Annotated in this window: 11 protein-coding genes and 2 pseudogenes; all 13 read right to left on the bottom strand. The window is 45.6% G+C overall.

Annotation, left to right across the window (positions count from 1 at the left end; translation table 11 throughout):
• A complete protein-coding gene (locus B5D63_RS26905; protein WP_143313120.1) occupies positions 1-1,104 on the bottom strand; it encodes a DUF928 domain-containing protein in 1,104 nt (367 codons plus the stop codon).
• A 6-nt stretch (positions 1,105-1,110) separates the two neighbouring features.
• Entirely contained in the window at positions 1,111-3,555 is a 2,445-nt protein-coding gene (locus B5D63_RS26900; RefSeq protein WP_143313119.1) for a hypothetical protein, read from the bottom strand.
• A 387-nt stretch (positions 3,556-3,942) separates the two neighbouring features.
• Positions 3,943-4,116, bottom strand: coding sequence for a hypothetical protein (locus B5D63_RS35155; protein WP_159456182.1), 174 nt, complete (start codon positions 4,114-4,116; stop codon positions 3,943-3,945).
• A gap of 328 nt (positions 4,117-4,444) precedes the next feature.
• Positions 4,445-4,699 (bottom strand): annotated as a pseudogene (locus tag B5D63_RS26895) (integrase core domain-containing protein); the annotation flags it as partial.
• A gap of 78 nt (positions 4,700-4,777) precedes the next feature.
• The gene (locus B5D63_RS26890; RefSeq protein WP_078671963.1) at positions 4,778-5,239 is read right to left on the bottom strand and encodes a hypothetical protein; all 462 of its coding nucleotides are present in this window, start codon (positions 5,237-5,239) and stop codon (positions 4,778-4,780) included.
• 8 nt (positions 5,240-5,247) lie between these two features.
• A complete protein-coding gene (locus tag B5D63_RS26885) occupies positions 5,248-5,580 on the bottom strand; it encodes a hypothetical protein (protein ID WP_078671962.1) in 333 nt (110 codons plus the stop codon).
• 15 nt (positions 5,581-5,595) lie between these two features.
• On the bottom strand, positions 5,596-6,117 hold the full coding sequence (locus B5D63_RS34780) for a hypothetical protein (RefSeq protein WP_143313118.1): 522 nt from the start codon (positions 6,115-6,117) through the stop codon (positions 5,596-5,598).
• 545 nt (positions 6,118-6,662) lie between these two features.
• A complete protein-coding gene (locus B5D63_RS26875; RefSeq protein ID WP_078671960.1) occupies positions 6,663-7,391 on the bottom strand; it encodes a hypothetical protein in 729 nt (242 codons plus the stop codon).
• A gap of 6 nt (positions 7,392-7,397) precedes the next feature.
• A complete protein-coding gene (locus tag B5D63_RS35610; RefSeq protein ID WP_262488176.1) occupies positions 7,398-8,144 on the bottom strand; it encodes a Hint domain-containing protein in 747 nt (248 codons plus the stop codon).
• 912 nt (positions 8,145-9,056) lie between these two features.
• Positions 9,057-9,227, bottom strand: a pseudogene (locus B5D63_RS35605) (RHS repeat-associated core domain-containing protein); the annotation flags it as partial.
• 1,189 nt (positions 9,228-10,416) lie between these two features.
• A complete protein-coding gene (locus B5D63_RS35150) occupies positions 10,417-10,566 on the bottom strand; it encodes a hypothetical protein (RefSeq protein ID WP_159456181.1) in 150 nt (49 codons plus the stop codon).
• A 107-nt stretch (positions 10,567-10,673) separates the two neighbouring features.
• Positions 10,674-11,243: a hypothetical protein gene (locus B5D63_RS26860; protein ID WP_078671957.1), complete on the bottom strand. Its 570-nt coding sequence runs from the start codon at positions 11,241-11,243 to the stop codon at positions 10,674-10,676.
• A gap of 1 nt (position 11,244) precedes the next feature.
• A complete protein-coding gene (locus B5D63_RS26855; RefSeq protein ID WP_078671956.1) occupies positions 11,245-19,941 on the bottom strand; it encodes an RHS repeat-associated core domain-containing protein in 8,697 nt (2,898 codons plus the stop codon).
• Between the last annotated feature and the right edge of the window lie 13 nt (positions 19,942-19,954).

Genomic DNA, 19,954 nt, shown 5'->3' with positions numbered 1-19,954 from the left:
TTATTCCGTTTCCTGTTTATAGATAAATCTCAACTTCCGTTCACCGCCATCGGGTAGCTTCAGTTCCAGCTGGTAATAGTGACCATCTTTGAAGCCACGGTTATCAGAGAGATCGATAAGGATATGATTACTGCCGTGCTTCAGCCGGACGGCGGGTAACTTACGGATGCGGACCGAAGGGTCCGTAATACCGCTGATCGTATAGGACAGGCTGGCCGGCCCATAGGTATTGCGGACCGCAAAACGTAACGTCCCTTTGGCGAGGTAGAAATTGCCCAGCGCCAGGTCTTCGATATCACGGAAGCTCTCCGCCGACCGGTTTTCCGAACTGTCTGCGCAGTTCACCCGGAACGTCCACATTTCAGAGGTGGCCAGCAGCATATCTCCCCTGTAGGCAGTCACCTGCCAGATATATTCTTTGCCTTCGTTTAGTTCTCTTGCCGCCGGCGGAAAAAACAACATGGGCATGCTGATTAACTGCTGGTTGATCAATGGCATGTTGTACCGCAGCGCTTCCGCTTTAGCCTGGCCGGGTTTTAGTTCGCTCAGGATGAGGCGGTACTGCATACCGGGAACGGCAGGCAGTAAAGGTTGCCAGAAAAATGTAGGGCGTTTGTCGCAGATGGCGTCCTCATCGGCCGGAGAAGCCAGGATAAGTGGCGAAAAAGGCTGCAGCATATAGTCGAAACACTGTTCACCGAGCACCGGTGCGCTATTGCCCTTACCGGCATCTGCTATTTCAAAACAATATTCATATTCCGCTTCCGTGAAATATCCCGACTGCCGGCACATATCGGCAATACGGTTATTACCGAAGCGGATATCTGCGCCGGACAACAATCCTGGCGGTAAGGCGTTTAAACCTGGCATCAGCCGGAAAGCGGGCGTTTTGATGGACACCACGGCGCCCACTGGTTTAGCCGTCACCGTTATCGTCAGTACTACATCCTGTCCGCCGGCAGCCTGCCCGCCTACGCGTACCTGTAAAAGGCCGTCCAGCGTCCTTCCCTGTACTTCCGGCATAAAGGCAAAGGATACCTGGGCCTTCGCCTGTAACTGCCCGAGCAGTATCATCAATAACAATCCAATACAGAATTTTCTCATAACCTGTCAGTTCAATAAGTAATGTATCATCAGCTGTGTGCTGAAATTTCCAAAGAGATAGTTTTGGGTGGTGTTGACGATGTTCTTCCTGCAGTCGAGATACAGGTTCACATTCAGTCTGGGCAACAGCTCCGTGCCGATACTCTGTTTAATGCCGGCCTGTTCCACCACTGCTTTGTTGTTCAGATAGGTGATACCGCTGGTGCAGGCCAGTTTCTTCAACACAGTGTAACTCCAGCCTGTTTCCGCCGTCAGCAGGTCCCCATACAGCGCCTGCCCTTTGACGTCCTTATTATACATCATGCTTACTGTCAGCATATTTGTATTAATGATAAAACTCTGGTTGACATTCAGGTTCACCAACAGACTCCTTACCGGCAGGATATCCATCTGCTGCAGGCTGAAGGTAACGTTGTTGCTCTGCGGCAATGACCAGAGCTTCCCGCTGTACTGGGAAGACAGACTGACATGCCTGTTCACATACCCCGGCTGGTCCATCTTATCGCTGATACCTTTCATAACGGACTGGCCAATACGCGTAGAAAGGGAGAAGTTCTTTTTCACTTTCACGCGGGCATCGATGGTATAGGCGCTGTTTTTCCAGCGGCTGTTGGTCAGTGCCGACATGCGCATATCCTGTAAGTCGGCCCGGAAGCCCACTGTAACACGGCGTTTATTCCATGAGCGCCGGAGGTTAAGGCCATAACGTACCGTTCCCCTGGCAGATCCCGGCGCAGCCGGGTTACTGTAGCCAAGGCCGGAATAGCTGATGTAAGCGCGCTGGGAAAGGTCCAGCGATTTTACGGTACCGGTATAGTCCAGACCTACTGAGATCGTCTGCCAGAAATCGTTGAACAACGTAAACGCAGCCGCTTTGGAGGTAAGCGCATAGTCATTGCCGGTAGCGGCGTTTCTGTATTCACTGTTCGATTTGGAAATTTCGGCGGCGATAGTACCATATTCCCCAAGGCTCACTTGTTCCGACACTGTTCCAACGAAGACGTTACGGGCGAGCGTATTGGGATTGAGCTGATGTCCCGAAGCCATACGGCTATTGGCATTCACGATCCCGACGTGGCTGTGCGGCCCGGACACGTCGCCTTTACCCAGTTGCAGGAACTGCATGGAGAAAGAAGATGGGTCTACTCCTTCGTTCAGGCCTACATTTTTAATATCTCCGGCGTCGTTGCGTACGCCGGCGCCAAGCATCATAAACTTATCGTTGTTGAGAAAACTACCTGCGGCGCCACTCATAAAGAGATCTTTCACGGCGCCACCTTTCTCTCCGGCAGCGATTTTACCGGCCTGCAGGCTTTTGGCCTGCAGCAGGAGACGCTGCAGAAAATTGAGCGGCAGCAGTTCTTTTATGTTCCTCACTTTACTGTCGTTACTATTTAACCCCTTCCGGATACTGTTTTCCACGACCGTTTGTGTAGCCAGGGTTTGTTGTGCCGCCAGCCCTTTTGACAGGATAGACTTCAGCTCCCATAATTTATGCAGATAACGGCGTGCCGTTGCCGTTTTCGGGGCAAGTACACTATCGGGCAAATTACTCAGTAACCGGGCTTCCTCCACTTCGAAACCAGGGATATCAAGTACAAGGTTTTTGATCTGGTTACTATCGAGGTAAATCAGCTGGTCCGAAGATAGCAGGCTACTGAGCGCTGTCAGCTGCTGTCCCTTATCAGCGGCCAGCCGGGACATGTCTTCCCTGGCTTTCTCCAGCTTCTTGTCTGCATAATCTTTAAATGCAGCCCTCACGTCGATGTCCTGCAGAAAATATTTATTAAGGTCAAAAGCTTTATTCACATATTGGTTCATCCGTTCGATGTAGGTTTCTTTGTCAAAGGATACTTTGCCAAGGGCGTTATTAAGCGCACCCCGATCGATAAAAGACTGACCGGCGATGTGGGAGAACTGCAGGTTCACCGGGATATTTCCCAGGGTCACATCATCCTGTATGCGGGCATTGATGCCTGCCGGCATGAGCGCGCCGGCGGCGTTATCTGTAAAAGCCTCTGCTGCGGCACCTTTGAAGCGATTACTATAAGCGCCAGCTTTCAAAAAACCTGTAATATCGGTGTTACCCTTCAGTGCATAGAACCCACGGAGCTTTTCATCGAGGTATCTGCCGATCCTGGCAGTATCCTTCAGCAGTCCAAATCCTTTCTGCACCTGTTGCAGTTGCTTGTCTCCATAAAGTTGTTTTACGTAGGCATAAAAGTCCTGCTTCGCTACCGGAAGCAGCGCAGGTCCCATGTCTTTGACTGCGGCGCCGGACGCCCTGTTATTGATCGCGTTGATCATAGGGCCCTGTAGTAGGGGGGCAGATGCAGGAAGCGCCGCCCTGAGCTGTTTGGGCGGAATATCTTTTTTATCAGCGGGCGACTGGGCCAACAACGTCGCCCGTAACATCAGCATTAACAATAGAGCAGAACATAGCGATTTCATGATGGTATAGCGTTAAACAGAACAGACGGATGCGGACCATAGGGTACGGCGGGCATTCTCTTCTTCCTGCCTGGAGTAAAATTTTCTGTTTGGTTGTAATGACCGTGCCCGGCAGATTCCGTCGGACACGGCGTTATTGTCAGTTTACATATTCTTCGATAATAACAGCAGATGCAAGGCCTGCATGGGAAGACACGTCCTTCGCATAAATTGCGATGTTGATCTTACCATCTACGGGGATAACCAGGTTGTCGAATATAGCGGCTTTGCTGCTGTTTGCACAGCGTTAAACTCCGGCACATTCCCTCTGATGCCGACTACCGTCGCGTCCTGCCTCGTGATCGCAAGACCAGTATCCCCCAAATCTCCAAGTCGGATTTTTTTAAATTATGTATAACCATTGCCGTTATTAAACAGTACACCGGGCACAGACCGGGTGCTATTTTGAATAAGCAATTCAGCATTGCGGACAGCGACGGTATCTTTCACCATCAGGCTCGACTGGCCTCTTACCTGGCACAGCGTCAGTAGGGCAAACAAACAGAGTATAACATATTTCATGGTACATGGATATTTACACCAGGCATTCACCCGTTGTCACTAACGGGATGAAACGACCGGTCAGACCGGCTTTCAGGCCAGGCACGACTAAATAACGATAACATTTAATTTCACAGACTAGCTATGATGAATACAGGATTACTGTACACATACAATTCAATTCATTTTGATTGGATTTCCTGCATAACGAACCTTCGCAAGAAGTTAACAATACATTATTCTGGTATAGGTAGTTAATTAGGTTACAAATTCAAGGTCACAATAAAGATACAATAATTTCCAGATTACAAAATATTTCTGAAAAAAAATTCAATTATTTATTGATTGTATTATACTCATTGATCCATGTGTCCAGATTTTCCTGTATCTGCTCCAGAGTAGAATAGATCCTTTTCCTGAAGACTATAGCATAAAATTCATCCTGGATAGTTCGATTTAAGCGTTCACAGATACCATTTGTCTGAGGACTACGGGCTTTGGTCTTGCTGTGATCAATGTCTTCCAGGGCAAGATAAAGTTCATACTCGTGGCGTTCCCTGGCTCCGCAGTATTCGGTTCCTCTGTCAGTAAGTATACGCAGCAATCTGATACACAAAATAGTCCCGATAAATAGTAAATGCCCGATCGCTGATCGGGCATTTACTATTTTATAATTAATTACTTAATAACAAGTAATCGCGTCTCCTCTTTCCTTTATAATAGTACTAATATCTTGTGACAGTTTGTACCCACTAGGCAATTTAATACCTAGCATTTTACCTGTTAGATATTCTATATACTCTTTCTCTCCTTGATTTAAACTAATCGTCTTTTCAATATTCAAACCAATATGTGACTGTAACTCTTCTGGAATCAACATCTGTGGATACTTCTTCAAATAAAAAGAGTAATAACTCGGCCAAACCCAAAGACCATCAGTATAAATAATATTAGGTCCAATAAGTTCCCCATCTGTATCATACAAATTAGATATATAACGAACTATTGAAACTCCATTTTCTAAATAATTACAAATTTCAGATAACCTTTCTTTATTAAGAAAGATATCAGAAAAAAGATCATTTATATCCTTGGAGCATGCAATATGCGGATCATGAACTTGCAAAAAACCAACAACATTCATATTCTAAATTAAGGTTTAAATACTTTGAAAACTCCTCCTGGAACTATAGGCTTACCTAATTGGAACCAAGAACCAGGATACCCTACAAACATTGGTCTGGTAGGTGCTACAACCATCGCTTGAGACATTGTAGACAACCGTTGAGCTGCTCCCCCTTCCAATGAGCCAGACCAACAAGACATCAACCGTATACGAGTTCCTTGTTGATAGCCATCAGCAAGCATTTTTGAATATAATGCTTCAACACTCATCCGTTGTCCATTAAAAATAAACTCCTTTCCATTCTTAGCTCCATGCACCACGACATCAAACCACCCTTTCCTAGATGGTAGGTTAGCCATGCTTTCCAGAACTATTTAATCATTTCCATAACCTGCTAAAAATTTACCACTAGTAGAAAACGCAACCCCAGCATAAGCGCCAAAACCACTTTGAACCATCGTAGGCATTAAACCCTCCATCAACTCAAAACTCCCTGACTTCTGCATCCAATCCGCAGCATTTGCATTTCGACCTACCATGTAACTCGCAAATGACTTGTCTGCATTCATCATTTTCCCTATAGACTCCCAATCATAATTCTTACGGGAAGAAGTAATCAACCCATCAAGATAGAGATCTTTCCCATATGTCATTCCTGCCGCACTTTCTCTATTCTCAGGATGCAATACAGTACTGGTAGTAGTTGTGCTTGAACCTCCGTTACTATTAATTACAGTACTGGTAAAATTGTACATAAATACATCTCCTCCAGAACTTCTTGTAATACCAATATTAAAAGAAGATGTACCAGTTGATCTTCTACCTCCCCCGGGATTAAATGTTGTTACATTTCTATTAAAGTTAATCGTATCTAACCCTGAAGGGTCTGCGTTCACTATAGGGTTACTTCCAAACGCCTCATAGGGACTATGCTTATATATAGGATCGTTATTCCATCTCCTGCCTATCCTTGGATCATACTCCCAAAACTCAGCAGTATAGCTATTTCCCTCACCTTTAATCTCATCTGATTTCTCCTTCCCGTTAAACCATAACGATAACCAATGATACTATCCGCACTGTTGTCGCCTGCGATATCACGATTACAATTGCTATCTGTATTGTACGTACATCAATAACTGTTAGCATCAAAGATGATTTCAACAAATTGTCATTTTTCTCACATGAACTTCAGGTGAAAGAAAAAAAGTAGAGACGGGTGGATTTGCATCCTGAAAGATAAAGGATATCACTAACGTCGCCCCATATAGGTGAAGCTGATTAAAAAAACTAATATCCAGCTAATATTCCATCGCTGATGCACCTTTTATCTCCTTGGATGCAGACAAAATAGTACAACTGTTGATAGATAATCTGAAGCTATTGTTCACGCAGCATATTCTACTGCCTTCTAATCAAGGATCTAACCTACAGAGCAATTTCAACTCACCAACTCCACCGAAAATTTGTAACTCCGAAAAAAGGTCTCAGCCTCACTAATCAAAGATGAAACTGCGGGATCATGTATCGCATTAGTATTTAACAACCGAACCTTCTTATTATTAAACCAACCGTTATCCCTATAGATATCTATCCAACAATCAGTAAAAGAATGGAAATCGTGCCCTAAATAGGCTCTATCTCCAATAAATGTTATACTAGCTAGATAAAAGAAGTCTCTTTGTTCCTTTATTAACGAGATATCAATTTCATAGATATCTTTATCAAGTAATTGGGTATTTAAACCTGAATACATAGAACAGGCAACAATATAATCACGTTTCAAAAGAGAGTTGATAGGCTCACTAAACCAATCAAAAGACTGTCCTCTCTGCCAAAAATCGAATACATCTATAATACCTTGTCGATACGCTATTTCATCAGAATCACAAACAAGTCCATCAATCCACAATTCATCTATGCCTGATTCTCTATAGTCAAAAACAAAAACTCCAAACTGAATGTAAAAAACATCTTCAAGTTTTCTATTTAACATAGAGATACGGACCGATATTTTGTCGGCACAATCAAATGCTGTTGTTTTTTTAAACAGAATGCCTGTAAACCTAAAGCTACGTGTTGTATCAGGAGCGTAAGGTTGCAGCCATATATGACTGCAACACATTACTTGTTCTCCATTTGTACTCAGAACAACATTTATCATTTTCATTATGGATTATTGTTGAGGTGCCGCTGGTGGCGCCGGTGGCAGAATTTCTTTGAATTCATGAACCGTACTCTCAAGGTGAGTTGTAGTATAACCGTATTTCACCACGGCAGTACCAGAACTATTGATAGTTTCCAATTTATAAATTCTATAGTTAAAGTCTAATCCAGGTACTTCATATTCTAAGGCCCCTGCCCATCTAAAACCATTGGTACCTTGCCTACCTCCTCTAAAAACGGTTTGTGTACCTGTTTTAGGATCAATCCTTGGGACCCCTCCACCATTTGCAATTTCTATTATTGCAGCATCTATTTTCTTTCCGCCTGGTTTTCCTCTAAGATCTACCTTCTCAAAGCAAGCATTATGAACTAAAATTGCATCACTGGAGACTAAATAATTATGATCTCTGTAAACTTCAAGATTATAGACTGTCTTAAAACCATCTAACTTTTCTTTTTTCGTCAGAACAAGACTACCATTTCTAGTTTTTACAGTTTCGCCGGTTCTCAGGTCGTTTGCATTTACCCAATTATTTCTGTCTACAGACCAAATTGGATGGGAGCCTGTTACTCCTAAAGGAATTGGATTTTCACCGAACCTTAAATTATAGACATTAAAGCTTCCATGCTCAAATGTACCTGTAATAGGTCTATTTACATAATCCCCATTTCGATTTTGCTTCCAAATTCTTGTATCAATTTGACAAATTCGAACTCTTTTAACGATAGCCCAACCTTGGATCCCGAATTCGGGCATATCCAAGTACACCTTGTTTCCTATACTGTCAGCTCCTAATTCTTTAATCCATGAATTTGGTCTACATAGACTAGCTTTTGTAAGTGTGCCATCATTATTTATTAATTGAAAGTCTATCCATTTCCATGTAAAGGGCGTGATTTCGTTAAAATCAATAGCTGTCCATTCCCTCTCGTCATCTTTTCTGGAATAAGTGATGACCGCAGTAACAGAATTATTAATTAACTGCTGAAATTCATACTCAGCTCCTGTATATTTCGACAGTGGGTATGCGCTATCAGTCCAGCATTTCAACAATAATTCCTGATTAGTCAGAAAATCGATTGGATGATACCTACAGGAATCACAAGACTTATAGAAATTATCAGTATCGAGTAAAAGTGACTTGCCGCCATTAGTCCTAATTGAATCCCTCCATTTCACAGAGCCATCCTCTACCAGATCATTATTTAATGCTATTTCCTCAATCTTCTTTAAACCACTATTTGTTAAAATTTGGGGTCCTTCAACAAAACATTTATCTTCTAATCTTGAAAACCAAGCCTTTTGAGTTAACGTCCCATACATCAAAATGTTATTCTGCAGATTAACCGCAGTCTGAGTATAAAAGGCACCTCCAGATTGGTCTTCATTCAAAAATTGCTTAAGCCCATCAGGATCCGGATTTTGAGCCCATTTATGAAAATCACCAATTTTATTCTGGTTTCCAGTACCCTGCATTCCTGCATAACCAATATAGTAATGAGTACCATTATAATTTACATCAGCCCTTTCCGCATGTATTGGAGTTGTCCATTTAAATCCAAACAAAGAATGATTTTTTACTGTTTCCTCACTCGTCATTTTCAGATATGGCTTACCAGAACCATTAAAAAGCAAAGTATAATGCCTTTCCTCTGCCCCATCCAGATCCACGGCCTGTATGGGGGTATTTCCAGAAAATTGATAAGGTGTATAATGCGGAAACTGTTTTGTCAACGGATCTTCTGATAAGAACCTACCTATCCGCGGATCGTAGATGCGCATCCCATAATCCTGCTGGTTCCCCTCTCCCTTCACCTCATTATCATTCTCCTTCCCATTGAACCCATAACGATATACCCCCGCGCAGACTCAACTTCCTCCCTCACCATCTGTATCCAGAACGGCGCATAATCAAAGAACTCCCATAAATATATCCCTTTTCCCTCATTTGTTTTTTTCAGATGAAAGAAAAAATTCGGGCGGGTACCCGCGCGGTGAGCGCGTCCGACAGAACGGAGGATGCGTTACGTCGAGGCATATATCCTGACGCCAGGCAGCGGACCAACGCTCAGCCCATGTACTGCGGCTGATCGCATCCTCCGTTCTGCCGGACGCAAGCAAGATTGTCCAACGACGACCGGAGCGCTGCCGCTGGTGTTCGCGCAGCTTGTGCTACCGCTGGTGGATCAGGGGACAGACCTATGGTAGCTATAATCTCCCGCTTAATCAGGGCTCCACCGCCCCCGCCGCCACTCCCCCGGGGCCGCTGGGGTGAGAGGGTGGGCGAGGGTCCCGCAGGGCCCCGCCCGCACGGAGCCACAGCTGGCCGCGCCTTCGACCTTTGTCTGGCCAGGAGCGCAGCGGATGGCAAAATCAAAAATGGAAGGCCCCGGGGGGACGGCAGGGGGCGGACAAAAATGGGGCAGCTGAGGGCTGGCGGCCATAAAAAAGCCGTCCTGATAAGCTGCCCGCCAGACCGGCAGGCTGCCCGACCGGCGGACGGCGAGCGCGCAAAAAGCGTGACAGGGTGGAGCGCAGCGGAACCCTGGCGCGATTTTTTGCCGCCGACGGCCAGAGGGAGACCGATTTTCCTTTAACATAAAGGCTTTACCTCCATAAACAGGGTTACTGCATATCAGTAGTAATCGGACTTATCTCATCGGATGACACTGCTCTGTCACGGCGTCAACGCCTCCCCCGTTGTTTATAACGTTCTGTACCGATCGGATATTTATGTCCTGCGAACCGTTGCACCACGCTAAAAAGATTAAGAGGTTATAACAGTCGTTATAAGCTATAAGGGGTGCGATCTTTATCAGATCGTACCCCTTATAACACTCAATTTGATATAAACTCAACTTATGCCATGTATCGCATCATAACTGTCACGTATGTAGATAGAACTATATACAGTACGTACAAACTCATTCATAACTAAATTCTTAAAATCAGGATATACAATCCATGTTTTACCATCTTTATACACTGTTGCCGTCACCACAAACTCACCCTTATGTAACCACTCAGGTCACTCGCCCTCTATCTCCTTTACTTCACAAATGCACTTTTCAACATATTCTTTAACCTCATCCCTAACCTCCTTACGATAGGTCACCGGTAATACAACCTCTTCCAATCCCTCCTCGGGAGCAAAAACTACCATTATCGTTTTTTCCATTTCAAAAAATTTTAGACTGCAAAGATACTAAAAGTACAAACGGCTTAGTGCCAGTCTTGCGACCGGGCACTTAAAAGCTAAACTTCTTAGCCAAACATCATTACATTCTAAATATCCAGACTGTATATATATTCCCTTAACTCATCCATTGATCTCTTTGCTGGGAGGATACGAGTATCTAATAAAAATTTTTGTTTATTATACTCCCAATCGCCAATATGTATACCCAATATTTCTTCATGATTCCAAAATATATCCTCCTCAGAGCGTATTAGATTAGGATACTGACTCAATAAAAATTTCTTAATCACTATCCGTCTTTCAGAAGAAACACTATCCAAGCTTAAAATCAATGGCAACAAATCTATTTCCAAATATGCAGATGTAAATACCAGCATCGCGTAATAGGAAAAATCATTGGTAAATCGATTAATAATTAAAATCAGATCATCTACCGTTACATGTTCCCATAAATCTGGAAGACATAGCATTAAAACCTTAGAATAGGTAATATTTCCTTTTTCAAAGTTGTAGAGTATGTAATCAATTTTATTAAATCCTAATATCTCATTTATATAAGGCTCTAAAAAGTATCTATCAATAGGGAAACAGGCTGCTTCTCTCGCTGAATGATAGGATATATAATCTGACAATTGCTTAATTCTATCGTCTATCATGTTAATCAATCTTTGTTTTACCCACTTTTACTGTTTTCTCGTTTTCTAGTTTATATGTATGAAGCGAAGCCCCCGAAACTTTTACGCCATAGCGCTTTAGAATTTTTCCAAAATTACTCGTTTCTGCTTCACTGGGAAGATAATGTCCCGAAAGATTGGTAATTGATTTTACCCTCCCATCATACATTTGAACAGTCCCTGCAAGTTGAACATGCTTAGCCGACATTGAAAGATAATAATGTCCCTTCCCTAATTTGATAGTACCATCTAACAATACCACTATATCATATTCCCCGGTCATTCCCTTTCCTCTTGATTGAAATCTACCATTTACAAGAGTACTGTGAATAGCGTAATAATCACCCGATACCTGTTTATCTGTTCTCTGCTCTCTAATATATTGAGTAGGTAATGAAACATTTGTACCATATAAAGGTGCCTTCAAACTTTCATTATATTTATTAACCGCAGAAATAGACGCTTGAATTCTCAAATTCCTCACCTCATCCTCCGATCTAGGCACCCATTTACCACCAATCATCAAAGAGTTCCTAATGTATTCTTCTCTTCTAAATGCCTCTTCCGCCTTAATTTGTTCATGAGTACTCAATGGGTTTTCCTCATAAGCAAATCCAGCTGAACTAACACCATACCTTGCATAAGCAGCCATGGGCGCAGGTGTCCGAAGTCCTCCTAAAATTGGTCTCATTACCGGGCCTGCTGATGCTGGTTCTGCTTCTTCTGCACCATCTAAGTCAATATATTTAATTGGCTTATTTCCTGCGAACTGGTATGGTGTATACCACGGGAACTCTTTTGTAACTGGATCAACTGATAAGAACCTCGCTACTCTCGGATCATAGATTCGCATCCCATAATCCTGCTGGTTTCCCTCACCCTTCACCTCATTGTCATTCTCCTTCCCATTAAACCCATAACGATATCCCCGCGCCGTACCTACCGTACCATCACCACCTTCACCCGGCACACTACCCGCGTCTTTGATCACCGCTACGAACGCGTCACTAATACCGCTTTCAAACCCAACGGTAAAGTCAATCCATTCTGATGCCGCATACTCGGCAGGCGTATTATTGGAGCGACTATTAACAGTCAGTGTAGCCGGTATCGTTACCTCGCCCGTGCCACCGTTGTTCCAGCCACCTTCTGAGAGGTAGCCACTGCGGCCAGGCATCAGGGAGCCAAAGGGATAATAATCCTGAGCGCTACTGATAACCGGTTCATAATGATCTACTTGCGTACCATCGACGGATACTGGTTTTTTACGGTCGGACACGGTAGCCAGTACGTTGCCCAGGTGGTTGCTTAATTCAAAGAGCTTTTCTCCTCTCGTAAATGTAAGCATTTTGGGTATACCGATACCATTTTTTGCAGGCAGTGTTACCTGGGCGGTATCCACGACGACTTGCCGGGTGCTCATCCCCAGTCTGCTGCTGCCATACAGGTGCGCTTCGCGCCGGATAAGCCTACCCTTACCGTTTTCTGCATCGTTGGCGGCGTAAACGCTGAGCACATTACCTGTTGCATCACGCACGTACAGTGTCTGAACGCCGTTCACGTTTTTGCTGATACGGTTGCCGGCCACGTCGTAGGAAAAATCGATAATGGTGCCGTTGGTTTTACGTATCCGTTTGATTTTTCCGTATACATTCCAGACGATGCTGTCAATGCCGGCAGCTCTGTCGGAGGTGAGGTTGCCGATAGCATCGTAGGTGTAGTTGTGGGCCGATTGGTTGTCGATATCCGAACCATATGCCGTGTTACCGATGGCATCACGAATATAGTCTAGCTGGTTAGTGCCGGGTTTGTAGAAGTAACGCAGACTATCCATCTGCAGCGGCTTCCCGGCAAAAGTATTGTTCCCGTTACGCAGATATTTCAGGATATTACCATTACCATCATACGTAACACGTTCCTGGAAATCCGGGATGGTCTGCGGCGTCCAGTTGTTGCTGGTGGCATCCAGGCTCCGGTTGGCATCCATACCGGCGATACGGTGCAATACATCATACTGGTAGGTATAGAGCAAAGGCTCTCCCAGTATAGGCAAATGCACACCCATAGCAGCGATGTTACCATTATACAGCGGACGGAAACCTGCAAAAGTATTAATGCCGGCCAGTGATTTCACACTCGTTCCAATTGGCCTGTAATCGCGGTTACCATAATAATGCAACGTAAACCCAAACGCATCCTGGGCAACAGGCGACGCTGTCATGCCGTCATTACCCATATCTGTGGCCGTAACTGAGCCGTTAACACCTTTCAGCCAACCCTGCAGCGTATAAGCATAATCGATACCCTGCACCTGTTGCTGTCCGATGACAGCACGTGCCAGCGGGCCGTGTTTATAATACTGGTAAAAGGCCTCGTTTTCCCAATAAATACTATCATGACTTGTCTCCACGTTTGTGAGCCTATTCTCTGCATCGTAGATGTAACGGTGATACAGCGCATCCTTATTGCCCGGCTGATAAGCTACCTGGTTCACCTTACCGCTTAACAGGTCATAATCATAAATCACCTTTTTAAAGCGGTTCATGCTATCAGCCATCGTCCCGCGCTTATAGTCCTGTACCAGCGTGTCTACGTTACCATGGATATCATAGCTGTAGAAGGTAGCCGAATTGTACTTAGCGGCAGTCGTATCAGCAATATTATCGTACACCATGCTATAAGACACCCGGTTACGGACGTTGTTACTGCTGAGTACCGGCGCTATCAGGTTGTTGGGTTGGTCATAGACCGTACGGGTGATCTGCTTCCGGGAAGGACCAGCGTTCACCGCCCATTGACTCAACCGGCTGCGGCTACGGCTCAGCTCCGGCGTCATCGCCTCGCTGTTGGATAATTCGCCGACCTCGGTCACCCGGCCCAGGTCATCATATAAGGTATAGCTGTACAAATTAGGCGCCTGCCTGGCGTTCTGGGAAACGGCCAGTCGGCCCAGGCGATCATACCAAAAGCGGGTCATCCCGCCGTCGGGGGACTGCTGCGCCATCACCTGGTTCAGTGAATTATAACGATAATTGGTAACCAGGGTATGCGGGGGAACCAACGTCTGACCGGCGGCACGTGCGGACCGCACCCGCTTCAGCCAGTTGATCGTGGTATCTATAGCAACTCCCTGCGGAGGAACCGTCTTTAAGAGATTACCTGCCTGATCATAATAGTAAAGCGTATAATGATACTCCGATTCGTCATGAATAACCGTAAACTGTTCTTTGTTGAACGCATCACGCACGGAAGACAGGTATTGCTGTTCAAAATTATTGCTCACAGAATCCCTGTACTGGCGGTACAACTCAACAGATTTGCTTTTTACAAAAAAAGTGTTATCTGAACAGCCACTGATATCATTGACTGAACCCGGCACCCCTGGGTTCCCTGAGGCATCTGTAGCGACCGGGCACAGATAAGATCCTTTATATATCGACGCACAGCTGCGAACAGTACCACAACCGGTGGTATTAGATAACGGCGTCCCGTCTGTAACTGTAAACTGGAACGGTTTATTAATATCTGTCAGTAAAATATCTACATCCAATTGGTAGTTATAGTTCACTGAATAGTTGATAAAGGAGCTGACAGTACTATAAGCACTGTCTGAACATCCGGCACGGCCCAGGCTATCAAGCCCCAGCATTCCTGCACGGCCGCCTATATGGATGGCCGCAACAAAGCTATCGGCCACAGGTACTACAGCTCCAACAGTATTGGCAGCTGCTACCTGGTAAGTATTATAGTTGGCCCAGGTGACATCATTGTTGGCATTTAACTTAACGAAGGAATAACCATCCGGCGCATTATATACGGGTGATATCACCAGGCCCATATCCGGAGTCTGTGCAACAGCGAGATGGTCAGTTCCTTTGGTGCCCGATAAGGTACGGCTGGTTGGCCGGACACTTCCTTCCTTTTGTACATCCAGAATTACCAGTTGGCTCCTGCTATTGCCCCAATCAATGGATTCAATCAGGGAAAGCCTATAGCCAAAATCTGTTTTAAAAAACTCTCCGATATCGTTTTTAGTGCTACTGTTGGAATACAGATTATTGCTGATGACACTACCCGTCATTCGGTTCAATTTCATCAACGCCGCTCCGTAAAAATTGCTGGCATTGGTTAACCCCAACAGGGCAATCGTGTCCCGGTCCTGCTCAATCCGATACGCCATATCCGCAATATTGTTCCTTCCTATCCGCTTGATCCACCGGGTACTATCACCGCCACGGCTGATTACACCGACAAGGAACTTGGATTGACCAGACGTTAGGTTATGGCATCCGGCAAAAGCAATATCTCCGTTAGTCAACTCCAGCACATCCCTGACATCTTCCCCAAAATAGGTATTCGCGTCCATGGCGCGGGTCCATTGCTGCACGCCGGAACTATTGATTTTAGTGATCATCCCGGCCTGACCACTCAGGATGCCATTATCCTTTTTGGTCGTCTTGCCTCCCAGTATGTAGCCACCGTCGTTCGTTCGTCTTACTTTTGAAAAATAGTCATTTCCGGCGCTACTGTAAACTTTCGCCCACTGAACGTTGGAGTTTGCATCTACTTTCATGATGCAGGCATCTTCATCTGCCCCGGAACCGTTATTTCTGATGACAGATCCCACCATGATAAATCCATTATCCCCCGTCTGTTTCATATCTTTCACCACCATATCCCTGGTTAAACCAGGTGTAACGGTATAGGCATAAATAACGCCAAGACCGGAACCAGAACATACACTGTCAACAACATAACTGCCCGGCGCACAGCTGTCTTTAAACGCCAGGTAATCAGCAGCCCTGCGGTTCAATCCCAGCCTGTTATTCATGTAATTTTCAAACAGGATATTGAATTGAACATCATTCTCTGTCGCAGGTTGCGCGGTTGGGAGCATCAACGGATAGTTGGCAACATAGCTGTTATACGCGCCATTGAACTCCACACAGGTAATACAGGTCCCACCGGTATTACACTGCAGCAATGCCGGCAGTTCTATCGGTTTCACAAAGAAATGGCCCGCAAACTGTCCGTTGCAGGCATTCCGCAAAGTAGTCAGGTTGCCTTCATCTATCGTCACCTTCCGGGTACGCAGCAGATAAGCGGAAAAGCTGGCATCACCCGCCGGTTGGCCAAAGGTTTCATATTCTTTGTACAAAGCGTTGATACGAGTGCATTCACAATCGGAAGGTTTGGAGAACAGCGGCTTGCTACCGACCGGTTGTTGTTTCTCATACGGCGCAGGAATAGTTACCAGCATACCGTTACATGTCTCAGACGCAGTTATAAAATGATTCTTGTTATAATCGTTGATCACATCCTCAAAACTGCGGAGTGTAGCGGTACTGGAAGGTCTTACTGAGCTGGCACCCATGGGATGATCTCTGTCTGCTCCCTGCATACACACCTCCAGCAGCTTATCCGTAATCTCTGTTAACGCCGCCTGGTTATAATAGGTACATTTGCTTAATTGTTTAATCCAGGTTTGTACATAGTTTTTACAGTTCTCCTTGTATTGTTGCTGGAGATATGCTTCAGACCTGGCACGGGTTACCTCTTCGCTACTTTTACTCAACAGCTCACCATATGCCGTATTGAGCGCTCCCATATCGTTGAGGAAATTAGGATTTCTTCCCTCTGCTGCCAGCTGAGCATCTGTTGGGCAATCAGGACAAGCAGCCCGCAACTGATTGTAAATCACTCTTTGTTTGATACCGATATACAAATCACGGAATACGCGCCACATCATGTTTTTATCGCCTGTGCTGATGGCACTGGATTGAGACATAGAGGTATATATGGTCGAGCGGTTAACCCGGCAGGCGTTATCCTTCGGATCGCAAATAACAGAAATAGCCGCCACCGACCACAGTGGAAGACCTTCCGTATAATTCACCAGGCTATTCTCCAACTCCGTTTTTAAGGCGCCATTATTGTACCTGGCTAAAGCATCCATCCCTGCGGTCTGGGCCTGGAAGGGCGAATAAGATGGATTATTGGTTGGATTCAGGTACGCATTGGTCCATGCTTGCTGATAGGTATCTACTTCCCTTACCTTCGCATCCCATTCCATACTTGGTTTAAACGTCTCATATTTTACCAGCAAACCATACTCGGGGTGAAAAGGCAGCAGGTTTTCCGCCCATGAAGGCTGAAAACTTTCCGCAAACTGAGCCGGCTGTAACAACTGCGGCTTCACATACAAACCGGAAGTCGGATCATATACCAGGGAAGGCTGACCATTGGCATCCAGGTAATCGCCAGTCACCCGCGCATAGGGTGCCGGGGATGTTCCATCGGTATAAAAAACAGACCTGATGTCCTGCAATTTCAACGGATCTGCATATTGACCTGATGGTGCCGATACATCCAGCAACATGGCTTTTCTCACCTCATCGTAAGGCGTATCATACTGACAGAGCGCCTTACAGTCCTCCACCGCTTTATTATAGGCCAATTGAATTTCTTTCCGATGGGTAACAGAGTCGTCGGGTGCATTCCAACCCATCTGTGCCAGCATCAAATCCCTGAAATTGGGATAAGACTCCAGTTGTGCCATACATGCCGAACAATCCGGGTAACAGCCATAGTTAGGTGTAACGAGCCATTGCTCTTGTTCAAACTCACTCAGGCTCTTACATACCGCCTGCGGAAGGTGCTTTTCTTTATAATATTCCAGTCCCTCTTTACTAATACGGAGCGACTTGGTGATTTCGTAAGATCCTTTATCGAGTACCAAATCGAAGCTGACTTCGATAGGTCCCTGGGTAATACCACTCTCCACGATCTGCCCGGCGTTATAATTACGCAACACCTTCACATAGGGCTCTCCACCTGGCAGCAGCTGGTTGTTCTCATTGTCCGTAATACGGATCTCCAGTTCATACAATCCGATGTAACTCAGAGGAGTGCCTGCGCAGGAATTGACCGTTACCACCGGCGGCGTGAGGGAATAACGGAAAGAATATTTTCCTTTCGTTTCCACCTGCTGTGTTTTATGGGCTACCGCCACCAGATCTTGCACCAGGTTCTTTCCGGCAGTAGCAAGGCTGTCGGTAACAACAATCGTATTTTTACTCTCCAGGTCTTTCAGCCCGGCATTTTCCGGGCTTCCGGACAGGGCGGTAGCGATTGTCCGACCGTGCATGTCCAGATAGCTTACACTGTACTGACCATTGGCATCTCTTACCGTATTTCTGAAATAATGCTTTTCATCACCCACTTCGGTACCGAAAAGCACGTCCAGTTGGTTTTGGGTTGCGCCACCATAAGCATATACGGTTTCATGACCCGATGCCACCTGGTATTCCGGTCCAACACCACCTTGCTTACTGATTCTGCCGGTATTATCAGGCGTATACACCGTCTCTGTCAGCGGATAGCCGCCGGCCGCCGGGATAAACCGGTTTACACCATTGTCTTTTTCAGGATTCAGTGATGAATAATATTGACCTGCGCCACCGAAGGTGGAATCCAGCGGAGCAGCATGAGCGGTACGGTAATCCAGCGGACTGGCCAGGTGATCGTACTGGTCTTTTCCATATTCCTGTAAGGTAGCGCTCAGGTTAAAACCCCGGCTGTACTGAATAATATTGCTCAGTGAAGGTGAAGGCAATACCTGCACTGCCGGACGCCCTTGCTGGTCGTAGTACGTCTCGCCCACAATGGTACGCTGCGTGACGTTATCTTTAGTAACTGTTTGGCGGCTACGCAGCGACCCATCAAAATATTGTACCACCGCCTTCCGCTTACCATCTTCTGCATAGGTAACGTCAGACTGCCAGTTCAACTTCTGCTGATGCCCGCTGAAAGCATATGATACCAGCGAAGCACCGGGCACTTCGGTACTCCAGACAGTATACAACCGGGCCTTTTTATTTTGTTGCTGTACCGCACGGACACGCACAAACAGAGAACCGGCATTATCATAGAGCAATGGTATACTGTAGCTGTTCCCCCGGATACTCACACGGGTAGCGTTATTCTCAAAAATGAGCGAGGGCTGGCTTTGATATTTTGATAATACAGAATAATCGATATAGGCCCATTCCAGGTCATACATATCAGCTCCGGTCACAGCGTTCCAGGTGACCGTAATCTCGTCGGCCTCGCCTGTATTAGATGGGTTGCTATACTGCAGATTTTTCACGGCATCGGCGGTCCTGTCCAACTTATACACCGGCAGGATGTTCATCTCATTCTCCAGCACCAGCGCTTTGATAGCAGCGGGTTTGGACACCTGGACATTAACAATCTTCGCGATCACCTTTTGTGCATTATTAAACACAAAAGAAGCACGTGGGTCATGTGCACGACTGGTGTCACTATTAACTTTCAATATAGTCGACACTGTGTCCTGTCGGGCATTCCCACTGCCATCCAGGTAGGTATAAGTCAGCAATACAGTGATGCTGGCTGTATAGGCCTCCGGCAGGAAGGCCTTATTATATTCATCGACCTTAAAAGTGATCACATTCCTGATCTGGTAAGGCAGCACCAGTTTATTTCTGTCAGTATTAAAATAAACGCTGTCCTGCACCTCGAGTGTGGCATTTGTCACCAGTTCGTTCTTGCTTCCTTCCAGAACACGTTTCACAGTAACGCTGTTCTGCGCCCGACCGGTTGCACAGAGCAACAGGAAAAAAGTCAGGATAAATAAAACAGGATATCTTTTCAACATAGGTATTGCGTTA

Origin of the sequence: Chitinophaga eiseniae, from assembly GCF_900167135.1 — a bacterium.
GTDB lineage: Bacteria > Bacteroidota > Bacteroidia > Chitinophagales > Chitinophagaceae > Chitinophaga > Chitinophaga eiseniae.
The sequence above is the reverse complement of the archived record's forward strand: the minus strand, read 5'-3'. Positions and strand labels throughout refer to the sequence as shown.

Excerpts from the sequence above, each read along its gene's own strand:
- B5D63_RS26905 (WP_143313120.1), bottom strand. The coding sequence starts at position 1,104 with ATGAGAAAATTCTGTATTGGATTGTTATTGATGATACTGCTCGGGCAG.
- B5D63_RS26900 (WP_143313119.1), bottom strand. The coding sequence starts at position 3,555 with ATGAAATCGCTATGTTCTGCTCTATTGTTAATGCTGATGTTACGGGCG.
- B5D63_RS35155 (WP_159456182.1), bottom strand. The coding sequence starts at position 4,116 with ATGAAATATGTTATACTCTGTTTGTTTGCCCTACTGACGCTGTGCCAG.
- B5D63_RS26890 (WP_078671963.1), bottom strand. The coding sequence starts at position 5,239 with ATGAATGTTGTTGGTTTTTTGCAAGTTCATGATCCGCATATTGCATGC.
- B5D63_RS26885 (WP_078671962.1), bottom strand. The coding sequence starts at position 5,580 with ATGGCTAACCTACCATCTAGGAAAGGGTGGTTTGATGTCGTGGTGCAT.
- B5D63_RS26875 (WP_078671960.1), bottom strand. The coding sequence starts at position 7,391 with ATGAAAATGATAAATGTTGTTCTGAGTACAAATGGAGAACAAGTAATG.
- B5D63_RS35610 (WP_262488176.1), bottom strand. The coding sequence starts at position 8,144 with ATGCCCGAATTCGGGATCCAAGGTTGGGCTATCGTTAAAAGAGTTCGA.
- B5D63_RS35150 (WP_159456181.1), bottom strand. The coding sequence starts at position 10,566 with ATGGAAAAAACGATAATGGTAGTTTTTGCTCCCGAGGAGGGATTGGAA.
- B5D63_RS26860 (WP_078671957.1), bottom strand. The coding sequence starts at position 11,243 with ATGATAGACGATAGAATTAAGCAATTGTCAGATTATATATCCTATCAT.
- B5D63_RS26855 (WP_078671956.1), bottom strand. The coding sequence starts at position 19,941 with ATGTTGAAAAGATATCCTGTTTTATTTATCCTGACTTTTTTCCTGTTG.